The organism is Martelella sp. FOR1707 (genome assembly GCF_053484265.1).
Map to the genome: position 1 here is coordinate 1 of NZ_JBAKFP010000026.1, position 250 is coordinate 250.

The following is a 250-nucleotide window of genomic DNA, read 5'->3' on the forward strand; positions in this document are numbered from 1 at the left end:
TCGAGATCACCGATAACGGGCAGGACGGCACGCTGGTGCTGACCTTCTCGCCGGACACCGATCGCGACAGCTTCGACCCGGCCGCCGATCTCGATCTGGAGAACGCCGAACTCGGCACCGACGGCACGTGGTCGGAAGATGCTGATGGCAATCAGATCTGGACGGCCACGATCACGCCGACCGGCAATGGCGAAGTGACGGCCACCGTCACCGAAGGTTCTTACACGGATACGGCCGGCAATGAAGGTTC

The 250-nt window shown here is 62.8% G+C and carries 1 protein-coding gene; it reads left to right on the plus strand.

Annotated elements, in window-relative coordinates; all coding sequences use genetic code 11:
* The coding region (locus tag V6765_RS24095) for an Ig-like domain-containing protein (protein WP_448433136.1) at positions 1–250 on the plus strand (250 nt) is incomplete at both ends.